This is a genomic window from Streptomyces sp. NPDC051561, from assembly GCF_044454195.1.
Lineage (GTDB): Bacteria > Actinomycetota > Actinomycetes > Streptomycetales > Streptomycetaceae > Streptomyces.
Window position 1 is genome coordinate 109620 of record NZ_JBITDM010000018.1, and the last position, 13356, is coordinate 122975.

Annotated in this window: 11 protein-coding genes; 1 reads left to right on the forward strand and 10 read right to left on the reverse strand. The window is 71.7% G+C overall.

The window, feature by feature from the left end; genetic code table 11:
• The first annotated feature begins 195 nt into the window (after positions 1–195).
• A complete protein-coding gene (locus tag ACIA73_RS30950; RefSeq protein ID WP_399442153.1) occupies positions 196–1296 on the forward strand; it encodes a citrate synthase 2 in 1101 nt (366 codons plus the stop codon).
• Between the two features lie 56 nt (positions 1297–1352).
• On the opposite strand, the gene ACIA73_RS30955 is transcribed toward ACIA73_RS30950, so the two are convergent.
• From ACIA73_RS30955 to ACIA73_RS31000, 10 genes are all read right to left on the reverse strand, one after another.
• Positions 1353–1952: a hypothetical protein gene (locus ACIA73_RS30955; RefSeq protein ID WP_399442154.1), complete on the reverse strand. Its 600-nt coding sequence runs from the start codon at positions 1950–1952 to the stop codon at positions 1353–1355.
• A gap of 50 nt (positions 1953–2002) precedes the next feature.
• Positions 2003–2587 carry a TetR/AcrR family transcriptional regulator gene (locus ACIA73_RS30960; RefSeq protein WP_399442155.1) on the reverse strand — a complete coding sequence of 195 codons (585 nt, stop codon included), beginning with the start codon at positions 2585–2587 and terminating at the stop codon, positions 2003–2005.
• Positions 2575–3318 carry an enoyl-CoA hydratase family protein gene (locus tag ACIA73_RS30965; RefSeq protein WP_399442156.1) on the reverse strand — a complete coding sequence of 248 codons (744 nt, stop codon included), beginning with the start codon at positions 3316–3318 and terminating at the stop codon, positions 2575–2577. The genes ACIA73_RS30960 and ACIA73_RS30965 overlap by 13 nt, the downstream gene beginning before the upstream one ends.
• Positions 3315–4889, reverse strand: a complete 1575-nt coding sequence (locus ACIA73_RS30970) for a 4-coumarate--CoA ligase family protein (protein ID WP_399442157.1) — start codon at positions 4887–4889, stop codon at positions 3315–3317. The genes ACIA73_RS30965 and ACIA73_RS30970 overlap by 4 nt, the downstream gene beginning before the upstream one ends.
• 75 nt (positions 4890–4964) lie before the next feature.
• Complete coding sequence (locus ACIA73_RS30975; protein ID WP_399442158.1) at positions 4965–6128, reverse strand: acyl-CoA dehydrogenase family protein; 1164 nt, start codon at positions 6126–6128, stop codon at positions 4965–4967.
• Positions 6125–8041, reverse strand: a complete 1917-nt coding sequence (locus ACIA73_RS30980) for an acetyl/propionyl/methylcrotonyl-CoA carboxylase subunit alpha (protein ID WP_399442216.1) — start codon at positions 8039–8041, stop codon at positions 6125–6127. The genes ACIA73_RS30975 and ACIA73_RS30980 overlap by 4 nt, the downstream gene beginning before the upstream one ends.
• An 8-nt stretch (positions 8042–8049) precedes the next feature.
• Positions 8050–9648 carry an acyl-CoA carboxylase subunit beta gene (locus tag ACIA73_RS30985; RefSeq protein ID WP_399442159.1) on the reverse strand — a complete coding sequence of 533 codons (1599 nt, stop codon included), beginning with the start codon at positions 9646–9648 and terminating at the stop codon, positions 8050–8052.
• A complete protein-coding gene (locus ACIA73_RS30990) occupies positions 9645–11375 on the reverse strand; it encodes an acyclic terpene utilization AtuA family protein (protein WP_399442160.1) in 1731 nt (576 codons plus the stop codon). The genes ACIA73_RS30985 and ACIA73_RS30990 overlap by 4 nt, the downstream gene beginning before the upstream one ends.
• Positions 11372–12220: a TIGR03084 family metal-binding protein gene (locus ACIA73_RS30995; protein ID WP_399442161.1), complete on the reverse strand. Its 849-nt coding sequence runs from the start codon at positions 12218–12220 to the stop codon at positions 11372–11374. The genes ACIA73_RS30990 and ACIA73_RS30995 overlap by 4 nt, the downstream gene beginning before the upstream one ends.
• 111 nt (positions 12221–12331) lie before the next feature.
• A complete protein-coding gene (locus ACIA73_RS31000) occupies positions 12332–13321 on the reverse strand; it encodes an EamA family transporter (protein ID WP_399442162.1) in 990 nt (329 codons plus the stop codon).
• Positions 13322–13356 lie beyond the last annotated feature (35 nt).

Sequence of the window (13356 nt, forward strand, 5' to 3'; positions counted from 1 at the left end):
AATCCTCGGGGGAGTGAGGAGGGGAGTGTGCCTGTTCTCACGCTTCCCCGCATCGGTGGAACCCGCCAAAATCCCCGGTGGGGAGCCTGTCGCTTCTCTACAGCGGGAGTATCGTTCCTGCCTCCGCCGCTCGCCGCACACACCATGCGTACGGCACCGCACGCGCCTTGCGTACTGAACTTGAGGAGCCGCCTGATGTCCGACTTCGTACCCGGACTCGAAGGAGTCGTCGCGTTCGAAACGGAGATCGCCGAACCGGACAAGGAGGGCGGCGCCCTTCGCTACCGGGGTGTCGACATCGAGGACCTGGTGGGTCACGTCTCCTTCGGGAACGTGTGGGGTCTGCTGGTCGACGGGGCGTTCAACCCCGGTCTGCCGCCCGCCGAGCCGTTCCCGATCCCGGTGCACTCCGGCGACATCCGGGTCGACGTGCAGTCGGCGCTGGCGATGCTCGCCCCCGTCTGGGGCCTGAAACCGCTGCTGGACATCGACGAGGCGACCGCCCGCGACAACCTGGCGCGGGCCGCCGTGATGGCGCTGTCGTACGTCGCCCAGTCGGCGCGCGGGCAGGGCCTGGCGATGGTTCCGCAGAGCGAGATCGACAAGGCCGACTCGGTCGTCGAGCGCTTCATGATCCGCTGGCGCGGCGAGCCGGACCCCAAGCACGTCAAGGCGGTCGACGCCTACTGGACCTCGGCCGCCGAGCACGGCATGAACGCCTCCACCTTCACCGCCCGCGTCATCGCCTCCACCGGCGCGGACGTGGCCGCCGCCCTGTCCGGCGCGGTCGGCGCCATGTCGGGCCCGCTGCACGGCGGCGCCCCCTCCCGCGTGCTGGGCATGATCGAGGAGATCGAGCGCACCGGCGACGCCCGCGCCTACGTCCGGCAGGCCCTGGACAAGGGCGAGCGCCTGATGGGCTTCGGCCACCGCGTGTACCGCGCCGAGGACCCCCGGGCGCGCGTCCTGCGACGTACCGCCAAGGAACTCGCCGCCCCGCGCTTCGAGGTCGCCGAGGCCCTGGAGAAGGCGGCCCTGGAGGAGCTGCACGCGCGCCGCCCGGACCGGGTGCTGGCCACCAACGTGGAGTTCTGGGCGGCCATCGTGCTGGACTTCGCGGAGGTCCCGGCGCACATGTTCACCTCCATGTTCACCTGTGCCCGTACGGCGGGCTGGTCGGCCCACATCCTGGAGCAGAAGCGCACCGGACGCCTGGTGCGGCCGTCCGCGCGGTACGTGGGCCCCGGCACCCGCAACCCCCGCGAGGTCTCCGGCTTCGAGGACATCGCGGGCTGATCACCCGGCGCGGCAGTGAAACGAGGGGCGGCCTCCTGGAGGCCGCCCCTCGGGCGCTACAGCTTCCCGGAGATCAGCACCACCCGGTGCCCCAGCTCCCGCCCCACACGCTCCACGAACGCGTCCGAGAGCTGCGGCCAGTTCCAGAAGTCGAGGGCCAGCGCCCCCATGGCGAAGTCACTCGCCCACGTCCACTCGTCGACCGGCGAGGGCACCGCGCAGGACGGGCAGGCGACCTCCCCGCTGCCGCCCTCCTGCCACGCCTCCAGGGCCTGACCGAACGGCTCCCACAGCTCCTGGTCGGCCTCGAAGGACTCCGGGTAGTCGATGAAGGTGGTGCGCTCGCCGCAGCGCGGGCACTTCGCGTACTCGGCCTCCGACTCGCCCTGCCCCTCCAGGAAGGTCTCCCGGCCGACCAGCGGGACCACCCCGCCGGAGAACTCCCACTCCTCGTCGGCGTGCAGGGCGTTCACCCAGTTCGGGCCCCGCCCGTGCCCGTGGTCGCCCGGCCCTTCCGCACCCGTGTAGACGAGGGAGTCCTTGGCGGCGGCGATGATGCCGTCCTCGATCAGCTTCGAGATCAGCCGTGCCGCGAGCTCCGGCGCCTCCTCGGCCCTCGCCTCGGTGTCGACGATCGTCTGGAAGTAGTCACCCATGAACATCTCCCCTGTACGCGCTCAAGTACGTGCTCACGCTCGCGTGCCGCTCAGGACTCCTTCAACGCCCCTTCGAGCAGCGACGCCCACTGCGCCACCACCCTGTCACGCCGCACCCCGTCGTCGGTGAGCAGATTCGCCAGACCCAGCCCCCGGGCCATGTCCAGGAACCCCTGGACCATCTCCCGCACTCCGGGCTTCGACTCGTCCGCGCGCAGCAGCTCCACGGCTATCCGATGGGTCTCGCGTCCCACCCGGGCCTCCAACTCGGTCACCCGGGCGTGCAGTTGGTCCTCGTTCGAGGCGGCCACCCACAGCTGCAGCGCCGCCCGGAACAGCGGCCCGGTGTACAGCTGCACGATCGCCCCGGTCACCGCCCCCACCGTGTTCCCGGGCAGCGCCCGCAGCGCCACCGACCGCTCCTCCGCCACGTACTCGACCGCCGCCGTGAACAGGTCCTCCCGGGTCGGGAAGTGATGCTGCGCGGCCCCCCGCGAGACGCCCGCCTTCTCCGCGACCACGGACACCGTGGATCCCGCCCACCCCCGTTCGGCGAGGCAGGCCACGGCGGCCTCCAGCAAACGCTGCCGGGTGGCCCGGCTGCGGTCCTGCTTGGGGGCGGTCACAGTTGCCATGCGGGGTCCCGTCGTTCGAGGTGCGCCGTCACTCCCTCGCGCGCCTCGGCGGACGCGAACAGCGCTGCCGAGCGTTGTACCAGGTCCTCGGCGTTCCGGTCGAAGTGGTTCCGCATATCGGCCGTCAGGAGCCGCTTGGACTCCGCGAGCCCCTGCGGGGACGCCCTGCGCAGTGCTTCCAGTACGGGGTCGAGTACCGCGTCCACCTCCGGCGCCGCCTCCGTCAGTAGTCCGATCTCCTGGGCCCGCGCCCCGCCGAACACCTCCCCGGTGAGGAAGTAGCGGGACGCGGCGCGCGGATCGAGGCGGGGCAGCAGCGGGATCGAGATGACGGCGGGCGCCACCCCTATCCGTACCTCCGAGAACGCGAAGTCCGACCCGAGGGTGGCGAACGCCAGGTCGCACACCCCTAGCAGCCCGAGCCCGCCGGCCCGGGCGTGCCCCTCGACCCGCCCGATCACCGGCTTGGGCAGCTCCGCGATCTGCCGCAGCAGCTCCACGAAGGCGTACGGGCTGGCCGGCGTCCTCAGGTCGGCCCCCGCGCTGAAGGTGTTGCCGGTGTGGGAGAGGACGACGGCCCGGACCGCCGGGTCCTTCCCGCACCGTTCCAGCGACAGGCTCAACTCCCGTACCAGGGAGGCCGAGAGCGCGTTGCGGTTGGCCGGTGAGTCCAGGGTGAGGGTGGTGATCCCCCGGTCGTGGGTGGTGGGGGCGAGTGCCTGCCGAGTCATTGACGTTCCCTCTCTCGCAGCTCGCGCCGCAGGATCTTGCCGGAGGCCGCCCGGGGCACCGCGTCGGTGAACTCGACGCGGCGGACCTTCTTGTACGGCGCCACGCGTTCGGCGACGTAACCCAGGACGTCCTCCTCGCTCAACTCCGGTGCGTGCGGCTGCCGTACGACGTATGCCTTGGGGACTTCGTTTCCGTCCGCGTCGTATACCCCGATCACGGCCGCATCCGCGACGGCGGGGTGGGTGAGGAGCAGCGCTTCGAGTTCGGCGGGGGCCACCTGGTACCCCTTGTACTTGATCAGTTCCTTGACCCGGTCGACCACGTACAGCCAGCCGTCGGCGTCCACCCGTCCGATGTCGCCGGTGTGCACCCACCCGTCCGCGTCGATCATCGCGTCGGTCTCGGCGGGCCTGCCCAGGTAGCCCTTCATCCGCTGCGGCCCCCGGATCACGATCTCGCCGGGCTCGTCGACGCCGAGATCCCTGCCGGGCTCGGTGAGGGAGAGGATGCGCATCTCGGTGCTGGGCAGCAGTTTGCCGACGGCACCGGGGGCGGGGCGCTGCTCGGAGAGCGGGACGACATGGGTGCCGGGCGAGAGTTCGGTCATGCCGTACGCCTGGAGGAGCGGGCGCAGCCCGAGGCGGGTCGCACAGGCCTCGGCGAGCTGGGCGTCCAGCGGGGCGGCGGCGCTCAGGATGTATTCGAGGGAGGACAGGTCGTACTTGTCCACGACCGGATGCTTGGCCAGGGCCAGCACGATCGGCGGGGCGACGTACAGGCCGGTGATCCGCTGTTCCTGGATGGTGGTCAGGAACTGGTCGAGATCGAAGCGGGGCAGCACGACGACGGTCGCGCCGTGCGAGAGCGGCTCGTTGATCAGAGCCATCAGCCCATAGATGTGGAAGAAGGGCAGCACCGCAAGTATCCGGTCACCCGGCTTCGCCGGAATGAAGGGTTCCAGCTGGGCCATGTTGGTGGCGATGGAGCGGTGGGTGAGCATCACGCCCTTGGGTTCGCCGGTGGTGCCGGAGGAGTAGGGGAGGGCGGCGATGTCCTCGGTGGGGTCGATGGTGACGGTGGGCTCGGGGGCTGTCGACCCGGCCAGTTCGAGGATGGAGCGGTGTGCCTCGGCGGAGTCGCAGACGAGTATCTCCGCGATGCCGCCCACCAGTTGGGCGGCTCGGCGGGCGGTGTCCAGGAGGGGTGAGACGGTGACGATCCAGCGCGCCGAGGAGTCGCGGAGCTGCTTGGCGAACTCCTCGGCGGTGGACAGCGGGTGCACGGTGGTGACGGTCGCCCCGGCGCGGGTGGCGGCGAAGAAGACGGCCGGCCAGGCGATGGTGTTGGGGCTGTGCAGGGCCAGTACGTCGCCCTTGCGCAACCCGGACTCGGCGAGGGCGGCCGCGATCCGGCGGTGGTAGGTGTCGAGCTGGGCGTAGCTGAGGGTGGTGCCGTTGATCCCGTCCACCAGGGCGGGGGTGTCCCCGTACTGGGCGGCGTGTCCGAGGACTGCCTCGTGAATGGGCTGTACTACGTCCTGCACATCGGCGTACTCGCTGTGGAACACCATGGCGGATCACGTCCCCTTCGACGCGGTGGAGCGGCGGGCCTGCCGCTCTGGGTGGGAGCAGCAGGATGCGTGCTGCTAGTACGACTTGGGGAGACCCAGGGACTGGTGGGATACGAAGTTCAGGATCATCTCCCGGCTGACGGGGGCGATCCGGGCGACCCGGGACGCCACGATCAGCGAGGCCAGTCCGTACTCCCGGGTGAGTCCGTTGCCCCCCAGGGTGTGGACCGCCTGGTCGACCGTCTTCACACAGGCCTCGGCAGCCGCGTACTTCGCCATGTTGGCGGCCTCCCCGGCGCCCATGTCGTCGCCCGCGTCGTACAGGACGGCTGCCTTGCGCATCATCAGCCGGGCCAGCTCCAGCTCGATGTGCGCCTGCGCGAGGGGGTGCGCGATGGCCTGGTGGGCTCCGACGGGCGTCTTCCAGACGGTACGTTCCTTGGCGTACCCGACCGCCCGGCCGAGCGCGTAGCGCCCCATGCCGATGGCGAACGCGGCGGTCATGATGCGCTCCGGATTGAGCCCGGCGAACAGCTGGAGCAGCCCGGCGTCCTCGTCCCCGACGAGCGCGTCGGCGGGCAGCTTCACCTCGTCGATGACGAGCTCGAACTGCTTCTCCGGCGCCTGGAGTTCCATGTCGATCCGGTGGCGCTGGAAGCCGGGGGCGTCGCGCTCGACGATGAACAGGCAGGGCTTGAGCCTGCCGGTGCGGGAGTCCTCGGTGCGGCCGACGATCAGGGTGGCGTCGGCGATGTCGACGCCGGATATGAAGACCTTGCGCCCGTTGAGCACCCACCCTTCCTCGGTCCTGCGGGCGGTGGTCGTGATCCGGTGGGAGTTGGAACCGGCGTCGGGCTCGGTGATCCCGAACGCCATGGTGCGGCTGCCGTCGGCCAGCCCCGGCAGCCACGTGGCCTTCTGTGCCTCGGTCCCGAAGCGGGCGATGACGGTTCCGCAGATGGCCGGCGAGACGACCATCATCAGCAGCGGACACCCGGCCGCCCCCAACTCCTCCAGCACGATGGCCAGTTCGGTGATGCCGCCGCCTCCGCCGCCGTACTCCTCGGGCAGGTTCACTCCGAGGTAGCCGAGCTTGGCGGCCTCGGCCCACAGGGCGTCGGGGTGGGCGTCGTCGTGGACGATCCGGGTGAAGTAGTCGCGCCCGTAGCGCTTGCCGAGGGCGGCGACGGCGGCGCGCAGCGCCTGGTGCTCCTCGGTTTCGATGACGGCGTTGCTCATGCTGATTCGTCCTCCGGTGCGTCGGGGTCCGTCGGCACTCCGGTGACGACGGCGAGCAGGGCACCGACCTCGACCTGGCGGCCGGGTGCGGCGTGGAGCGCGGTGAGCGTGCCGGAGGCGGGAGCGGAGATCTTGTGCTCCATCTTCATCGCCTCCAGCCAGAGAAGGGGCTGACCTGCGGTGACCTCGACCCCTTCGGCGAGCCCTTCGGCGACCCGTACGACCGTCCCCGGCATGGGGGCGAGCAGGGAGCCGGGGACGGTGCGGGCGGCGGGGTCGGGGAAGCGGGGGGTGGGGGTGAGGGTGTGGGCACCGGCCGGCGTATCGACGTACACCTGACCGTCGTGCACGGCGATGTCGAACTGCCGCTGCACCCCGTCGAGTTCGAGGACCACGCGGGACGGGGTGACCGAGACGACACGGTCCACGCCGTCCGCCGTGTAGCCGTCGCGGGTGCGGTGGTAGTGCACCTCGTGCGCGCCGTAGGTCTTGGTCTGGGGCTGCGAGCGGACATTGCGCCAGCCTCCGCCGAAGCGGCTGGAGCGGCCGGCCGCGTCCGCCAACGCCACTGCCACCGCTGCGAGTTGTCCGCCCGGGGGCGGACCGGTGAGCTCGCCCAGATTTCGGTCGTAGAAGCCGGTGTCCAGCTCGGCCGCCAGGAAGTCGGGGTGCCGGAGCGAGGAGACGAGCAGGTCCCGGTTGGTGAGGGGTCCGTGGATCCGGGCGCGGGTGAGCGCCTGGGCGAGGGCCCGGACGGCTTCGCGGCGGGTCGGCGCGTGCGCGATAACCTTGGCGAGCATGGGGTCGTAGTGGACGCCGATGGTGTCGCCGCCGACGTACCCGGTGTCGAGCCGCACTCCGGGCGGGAGTTCGAGGGTGTGGAGCGGCCCGGTCTGGGGCTGCCATCCGGCGGCCGGGTCCTCGGCGTAGAGGCGGGCCTCGACGGCGTGTCCGGTGGCGGCGGGGGGTTCGGCGGGGAGGGGTTCTCCCTCGGCGATACGCAGCTGGAGGGCGACCAGGTCGATACCGAACACGGCCTCGGTGACGGGGTGTTCGACCTGGAGGCGGGTGTTCATCTCCAGGAAGTACGCCCGGCCGCCGGCATCCACCAGGAACTCGACCGTGCCCGCGCCCCGGTAGCCGACGGCGCGGGCGGCGGCGGTGGCGGACTCGTGGAGGGTGGCGCGCAGTGCGTCGGAGAGGCCAGGAGCCGGGGCCTCCTCGATGACCTTCTGGTGGCGGCGCTGGAGGGAGCAGTCGCGGGTGCCGAGCGCCCAGACGGTGCCGTGCGCGTCGGCGAGGATCTGCACCTCGACATGGCGTCCGCGCTCGACATACGGCTCGGCGAAGACCTCCCCGTCACCGAACGCGGACCGGGCCTCGGCGGTGGCGGCCGTCAACTCGTCGGGCAGATCGGCCAGTTCGCGAACGACACGCATTCCCCGGCCGCCCCCTCCCGCCGCCGCCTTGAGCAGCAGCGGCAGGTCGGCGGTGGTCGCGTTCGCCGGGTCCACGGGTGCGAGCAGCGGGACGCCCGCCTTGGCCATCAGGTCCTTGGCGCGGGTCTTGGACGCCATCGCCTCGATGGCGGCCGGGGGCGGGCCGACCCAGGTCAGTCCGGCGTCCTGGACGGCCCGCGCGAAGTCCGCGTTCTCGGACAGGAACCCGTACCCCGGGTGCACGGCGTCCGCCCCGGCCGCGAGAGCCGCCTTCACGAGCAGCTCGCCCCGGAGGTAGGTGTCGGCGGGGGACGCGCCGGGGAGACGTACCGCCACGTCTGCGGTCCGGGTGTGCAGCGCGTCGGCGTCCGGGTCGGAGTGGACGGCGACGGTGGCGATGCCCAGCTCCGTACACGTACGGAAGACACGGCAGGCGATCTCGCCACGGTTGGCGACCAGCAGGGAGGTAATCATCAGCTCACTCACATCCGGAAGACGCCGAAGCCGCCGCGCACGCCCCGCACCTCGGCGGTGTGGACGGCGGACAGGCACAGGCCGAGGACGGTGCGGGTGTCGCGCGGGTCGATGACCCCGTCGTCGTACAGCCGCCCGGACAGGAACGTCGGCAGTGACTCCGACTCGATCTGCTGCTCCACCATGGCGCGCAGCCCGGCGTCCGCCTCGTCGTCGTACGGCTGCCCCTTCGCCGCCGCCGACGCGCGCGCGACGATCGACAGGACCCCCGCCAGCTGCTGCGGGCCCATCACCGCCGACTTGGAGCTGGGCCAGGCGAAGAGGAAGCGCGGGTCGTACGCCCGGCCGCACATCCCGTAGTGCCCGGCGCCGTACGAGGACCCCATCAGCACCGAGAGATGCGGCACCTTGGAGTTCGACACCGCGTTGATCATCATCGCGCCGTGCTTGATGATGCCGCCCTGCTCGTACTCCTTGCCGACCATGTAGCCGGTGGTGTTGTGCAGGAAGACCAGCGGGATGTCGCGCTGGTTGGCGAGCTGGATGAACTGGGCGGCCTTCTGCGACTCGGCGCTGAACAGGACGCCCTGGGCGTTGGCGAGGATGCCGACCGGGTAGCCGTGCAGCCGCGCCCAGCCGGTGACCAGGCTCGGCCCGTACAGCGGCTTGAACTCGTCGAAGTCGGAGCCGTCGACGATCCTCGCGATGACCTCGCGCGGGTCGAAGGGGATCTTGAGGTCGCCGGGGACGATCCCGGCCAGCTCCTCGGGGTCGTACTTGGGCTCCTCGGCGACCGGCGGATCGGCGTGCGCCTTGCGCCAGTTGAGGCGGGCGACGATACGCCGGGCCTGCCGCAGCGCGTCCAGCTCGTCGACCGCGTAGTAGTCGGCCAGCCCCGAGACGCGGGCGTGCATCTCCGCGCCGCCCAGCGACTCGTCGTCGCTCTCCTCACCGGTGGCCATCTTCACCAGTGGCGGCCCGCCGAGGAACACCTTCGACCGCTCCTTGATCATCACGGTGTGATCCGACATCCCGGGCACGTACGCCCCGCCTGCCGTGGAGTTGCCGAAGACGACGGCGACGGTGGGGATGCCGGCGGCGGACAGCCGGGTGAGGTCGCGGAAGAGGGCGCCGCCCGGGATGAAGATCTCCTTCTGGGAGGGGAGGTCGGCGCCGCCGGACTCGACCAGGCTGAGGGCGGGGAGGCGGTTCTCGTACGCGATCTGGTTGGCGCGCAGTGCCTTCTTCAGGGTCCAGGGGTTGGAGGCGCCGCCGCGCACGGTCGGGTCGTTCGCGGTGATCAGGCATTCGACGCCCTCGACCACCCCGATCCCGGTGACCATGGACGCCCCGACCGGGTAGTCGCTCCCCCAGGCCGCGAGCGGTGACAGTTCGAGGAAGGGGGTGTCCGGGTCGACGAGCAGCTCGACCCGCTCCCTCGCGAGGAGCTTTCCGCGCCCCCGGTGCCTGGCGACGTACTTCTCGCCGCCGCCCGCGAGGGCCTTGGCGTGTTCCGCCGCGAGGGCGTCCAGCTTGTCGAGCATGGCGGTGCGGTGGGCGGCGTACTCGGGGCCCGTCGTATCGAGCGCCGAGGCGAGCACGGTCACAGAAGTACCTCCGGTATGTCGAGGTGCCGGGAGCGCAGCCACTCCCCGACGGCCTTCGCCTGCGGGTCGAACCTGGCCTGGGCTCCGACGCCTTCGCCGAGCAGGCCTTCGAGGGTGAAGTTGAGGGCACGGAGCTGAGGGAGGACGGTACGGGTGACGGTCAGCCCGGCTGCTTCCGGCAGGAGTTGCTTGAGCCGGGAGACGGTCAGCTCGTGGGCCAGCCAGCGCCATGCCTCGTCCGTCCGCACCCACAGCCCGACGTTCGCGTTGCCGCCCTTGTCACCGCTGCGGGCTCCGGCGACGAGGCCCAGGGGAGCGCGGCGGGTGGGCTGCCCGGATTCCTGGTGCAGGGGTTCGGGGAGCGGTGGTTCCGGTACGTCGGTGAGGTCCTGCGTCCTGGCCGGCCCCGGGACCGGCACTTGTGTCCCGTCGGGGAGGACCGCCGTGTGGGCGGCGGCGAGGGCGTCGATGGTGTGCGCCTCGAAGATCCCGTACGGGGCTCCCTTGCCGGGTGGGGCCGTCACATGGAATCCGGGGTAGCTGGCGAGCGCGAGTTCCACGGCGGCGCTGCTCACGGCCCGCCCGACCGCCTCCTGATCGGAGTCCCGAACCACCAGCCGCAGCACGGCACTTGAGGTCTCCTGGGTGTCCGCGTCGGCCCGGTCCGTCCTGGCCAGCTCCCACCGCACCTCCGCCGGCCGCTTCCCCGCCGCCGTGAACGCGTCCTCCATCTGCGCCCGAACCAGCGCCGCCTTCTCCTCCACATCCAGCCCGGTCAGCACGAACACCACCTCGTTGCGCCACCCCCCGAACCGCGTCACCCCCACCTTCAGCGTCGGCGGCGGCGCCTCCCCGCGCACCCCGCTGATCCGCACCCGGTCCGGCCCGTCCTGCTCCAGCCGTACGGTGTCCAGCCGGGCGGTGGTGTCCGGCCCCGCGTAGCGCGCGCCGCCGGTCTCGTACAGGAGCTGCGCGGTGACGGTCCCGGTGTCGACGACGCCGCCCGTGCCCGGGTGCTTGGTGATGACGCTCGACCCGTCCTCCCGTATCTCCGCGAGCGGGAAGCCGGGGCGGCGGATGTCGTGCGCCCCGAAGAAGGAGTAGTTCCCGCCGGTCGCCTGCGCCCCGCACTCCAGGACGTGCCCTGCGACGACGGCACCGGCCAGCCGGTCGTACTCCTGTGGCCCCCACCCGAACCAGTGCGCGGCCGGCCCGGTGACCAGGGCGGCATCGGTCACCCGCCCCGTGACGACGATGTCCGCGCCCGCGTCGAGGCAGGCGGTGATCCCCGCGCCCCCCAGATAGGCGTTGGCCGTCAGATCCCCGTACGACTCCTCACGCGACCAGCGCCACGTCTTCATCAGGTCGTCCCCGTGGACGTACCCGACCTTGGCCGGAACCCCGAGCTTGACCGCCAGCTCACCGACCGCGTCGGCCAGTCCACCCGGATTGAGCCCGCCCGCGTTGACCACCACCCGGACGCCCTTGTCGTGCGCGAGCCCGAGCCCCTCCTCCAGTTGCTTGAGGAAGGTCCGCGCGTATCCCCGCGCCGGGTCCTTCATCCGCTCGCGGCCCAGGATGAGCATGGTCAGCTCGGCGAGGTAGTCACCGGTGAGGAAGTCGAGTTCACCGCCGGTGAGCATCTCGCGGACGGCGTCGAACCGGTCACCGTAGAAGCCGGAGGCGTTCCCGATACGGAGGGGTGGACGACCGGCAGCGGCGCTCACTGACCGGCCCCGCCGGGCCGGTCGGCGCCCCCGGGCCGGCCGCCCACCTCGGGCTGACCGGCTCCCGTGGGTGCGCGCCCCTCCCCGGGCGGCCCCGCGAAGGCCTGCGCGATGTCCAGCCAGCGGTCCGCGTCCGCGCCCTCGGCCCGCAGCGCCAGGTCATCACGGTGGGCGCGCTGGGTCACCAGCAGACAGAAGTCGAGCGCGGGCCCGCTCACCCGCTGCGCCGCGTCCGTTGGACCGTACGCCCACAACTCCCCATCGGGAGAGGTGAGTTCGACCCTGACATCCTCCCCGGGCACCTCCAGCCCCCGTACCAGATACGCATAGGGCCTCGCCCGTACGCCGATCCGCACCACCTGTCGCAGCCGCCCGGTCGGCACCCGCCGTACCCCCAGCGCGTCGGCCACGTCCTGCCCGTGCGCCCAGGTCTCCATCAGCCGTGCGGTGGCCATCGACGCCACACTCATCGGCGGCCCGTACCAGGGGATCCGCGTCCCGGCCGGAGCCGCCCGCAGCACCTCCCACAGCCGGTCCCGCCCGTCCCGCCACTTCGCCAGCAGCTCCCGGGGCGACAGGGCGGCCCCCGCCTCCGCCTTCACATCGACGAATCCGAACGGATCCCCCTCCGCCCGTTTCAGCTCCTCCCCGAAGGCCGCCGGATCCGTCGCGGCCAGCAGGGCGACGGCGTCGGTCCACGCCAGATGGGCAATCTGATGGGCGACCGTCCAGCGCGGCGCGGGCGTCGGCAGCCGCCACTGGGCGTCCGCCAACTCCCCCACCAGCAGGTCTACTTCGCCACTCTCCTCGCGCAAGTCACCAAGCACGGAATCGAGTTCGGACACGTGGCGCTCCTATCGGGGCGTGGATGCGTGTCCCGGAGCATGGCAGCCCCACGAGAAACAAGCAAGCGTGCTTGAATTACTCGCGGGGCTGCCACTGAGTCCTGGTGGGTGTTACGCGGACGGCACCTTCCGCCGCGCCTGGCTCCGTACCGCCCCCACACTCGCCCCGATGACCAGCGCGATCGCCACCGCGTCCACCACCGACAGCGCCTGCTGCAACACCAGGAACCCGGCCCCGGCCGCGATCGCCGGCTCCAGACTCATCAGCACGGCGAAGGTCGGCGCGGGCATCCGCCGCAGCGCCACCAGCTCCAGCGTGTACGGGAGCACCGACGACAGCACCGCCACCGCCGCGCCAAGACCGATCGTCACCGGGTCGAACATCCGCGTCCCCGCACTGACCAGCCCGATCGGCAGGCTCAGCAGTGCCGCCACCCCGAGCGCCAGGGCCAGCCCGTCCGCCTGCGGGAACCTCCGCCCGGTCCGCGCGCTGAAGATGATGTACGCCGCCCAGCAGGCTCCCGCGGACAGCGCGAACGCGGCCCCCAGCAGATCCAGCCCTCCGAATCCGGCCGCCCCGAGCAGCCCCACCCCCGACAGCGCCAGCGCCGCCCACAGCGCGTTGATCCACTGCCGGGTGGCGAACACGGACAGGGCCAGCGGCCCGAGCACTTCGAGCGTCACCGCCGCCCCCAGCGGAATCCGCTCGGCCGCCTGGTAGAACAGCCCGTTCATCCCCGCCATGGCCACACCGAAGACCAGGATCGTCCCCCAGTCCGCCCGCGTGTACCCGCGCACCTTCGGCCTGCAGATCACCAGCATCACCAGCGCCGCCACGGCCAGCCGCAACGCGACCACCCCCGCCGCCCCGGTCCTGGGCATGATCAGCACGGCCAGCGCCCCGCCGAACTGCACGGACAGCCCACCCGCCACCACCATGGCGACCGGCCCGAGCCCGGCCTTCCCGCCACGCTCCCTCTTCCCCGCCTCACCTGCGGCAACAACGGCGGCCTCGGCATCCACGGTGGGCCCCCCGGGGACCTGAACCTCGTTCACTACGCTGCACCTCTTGTCCAATGGGCTGTACCTCCATGGTGGCATGCCACCGCGTCCGGCCCGGCCTGTTTTCCCCCGCA

Coding starts and splice junctions, on each gene's coding strand:
- ACIA73_RS30950 (WP_399442153.1), top strand. CDS start 196: ATGTCCGACTTCGTACCCGGACTCGAAGGAGTCGTCGCGTTCGAAACG.
- ACIA73_RS30955 (WP_399442154.1), bottom strand. CDS start 1,952: ATGGGTGACTACTTCCAGACGATCGTCGACACCGAGGCGAGGGCCGAG.
- ACIA73_RS30960 (WP_399442155.1), bottom strand. CDS start 2,587: ATGGCAACTGTGACCGCCCCCAAGCAGGACCGCAGCCGGGCCACCCGG.
- ACIA73_RS30965 (WP_399442156.1), bottom strand. CDS start 3,318: ATGACTCGGCAGGCACTCGCCCCCACCACCCACGACCGGGGGATCACC.
- ACIA73_RS30970 (WP_399442157.1), bottom strand. CDS start 4,889: ATGGTGTTCCACAGCGAGTACGCCGATGTGCAGGACGTAGTACAGCCC.
- ACIA73_RS30975 (WP_399442158.1), bottom strand. CDS start 6,128: ATGAGCAACGCCGTCATCGAAACCGAGGAGCACCAGGCGCTGCGCGCC.
- ACIA73_RS30980 (WP_399442216.1), bottom strand. CDS start 8,041: ATGATTACCTCCCTGCTGGTCGCCAACCGTGGCGAGATCGCCTGCCGT.
- ACIA73_RS31000 (WP_399442162.1), bottom strand. CDS start 13,321: ATGCCACCATGGAGGTACAGCCCATTGGACAAGAGGTGCAGCGTAGTG.